The organism is Shewanella sp. 11B5 (assembly GCF_002836795.1).
Classification (GTDB): Bacteria; Pseudomonadota; Gammaproteobacteria; order Enterobacterales; family Shewanellaceae; genus Shewanella; species Shewanella frigidimarina.
The window spans coordinates 1-1,542 of record NZ_PJAP01000848.1 but is presented as its reverse complement, the minus strand read 5'-3'; the positions used below and the strand labels follow the sequence as shown (position 1 = coordinate 1,542).

2 protein-coding genes are annotated in these 1,542 nt (G+C 35.8%); both read right to left on the bottom strand.

Going from position 1 to position 1,542, the window contains the following annotated elements:
• The coding region (locus CXF78_RS17070; protein WP_145991532.1) for a hypothetical protein at positions 1-408 on the bottom strand (408 nt) is incomplete at its 3' end.
• A 166-nt stretch (positions 409-574) separates the two neighbouring features.
• Positions 575-1,447 carry a formyltetrahydrofolate deformylase gene (gene purU, locus CXF78_RS17065; protein ID WP_102037436.1) on the bottom strand — a complete coding sequence of 291 codons (873 nt, stop codon included), beginning with the start codon at positions 1,445-1,447 and terminating at the stop codon, positions 575-577.
• Positions 1,448-1,542: the final 95 nt, after the last annotated feature.

Genomic DNA, 1,542 nt, shown 5'->3' with positions numbered 1-1,542 from the left:
GATTTGATTAAGCCAATCATCACTAGACTGAATCGCTTGATGATAATCAGGATGTAAATCTGATAACCATGCTTTATCGAGTTCGATTTCTATAAAGGTAATACACCAATGCTCGCTGCTTTCTTCTATCGGGGTAACTGTAGCTTGTAGTGCATGACCGTTGTCATCAACAAAATTGATCAGTTGTGAAGAAAGATGATTGGTAAGATCTATTTGATCATGGGTAAGCATTGAAAAAGCATTAGACAACGGTTGCTTTAGAATGGCTGATATGGGTTTTTTGACCAATTTGTATAACGGTTCACTCAGCTTAATTAATTCAAGCCTATCATTAAGAATGCCCCAACATAACCCAACTGTTTTGGGTAATTCTGAAGGTTTTAAGAAAAAATCAGCTTTTTGTAACATCCAGTTCCCCGTTCTTATTTATACAGATCTAACATATCAATACCGTTTGAATATATCACAGTAAATCTAAAAATAGACCATTAATACAGCAGCTTGCTCACAGCTACTTATTCTAAATAAGATAGCATCATTGGATTTAACGTCAAATGATGCATATCAGTACACTTTAAAACACGACTGTTTTATTACCGTACACCACAACTTGTTCATTTAATACCAATTGCAGCGCTTTACTTAATACGCTTTTTTCAACATCACGGCCATTATGAGCTAATTCTTCTGCGCTATAACTGTGATCAACTGAAATAACATCTTGTTTAATAATCGGTCCTTCATCCAAGTGATTATTCACAAAGTGTGCTGTTGCACCAATAATTTTAACACCACGATCCCATGCTTGCTTATAAGGTGATGCACCAATGAATGCTGGTAAAAAAGAATGATGAATATTAATAATTTTATCCGCAAATGCTGTTACAAACTCAGGTGTTAATACTCGCATATATTTAGCGAGTACAACAAAGTCCGGATCATAAGGTTTTATCACTTTAAGCATCGCTTGCTCATGTTCTTGACGATTTAAGCCTTCATGACTGACATAATGAAATGGGATATCGAACTTTTCAGTTAATGCCTGCAACACATCATAATTGCCTACCACAGCAGCAATCTCAACATCCAAGCCACCATAATAAGATTTCATCAGAATATCGCCTAAGCAATGAGCTTCTTTTGTCACCATGACCACGATACGTTTTTTACCCATATCAACGAGTTTCATGTGATTTTGAGCTGGCAACACTTCACGTAATTCATTCAGTAAGCGTTCATCATCAAACACCCCTTCAAGCTCGGCGCGCATAAAAAATCGGCCTTGTGTGTGGTCAACAAATTCGGTGTTTTTAATAATGTTTAATTGATGAGCAAAACAGACGTTGGTGATTTTAGCTATTAACCCCTGAGCATCAGCACAATCGGTTATTAGCACTTTACGTTGTAAATTAGCTTGGGTAATAATGGTTTTATCTTGATGGCTCACGCGTACAACTCCTCTTAAAATACTGTTTTACAGTGTGCCATTTAAAAAGATTTTTAGGTGATGTTTTTAATGATAAATTCTCATAAAAGATAAAT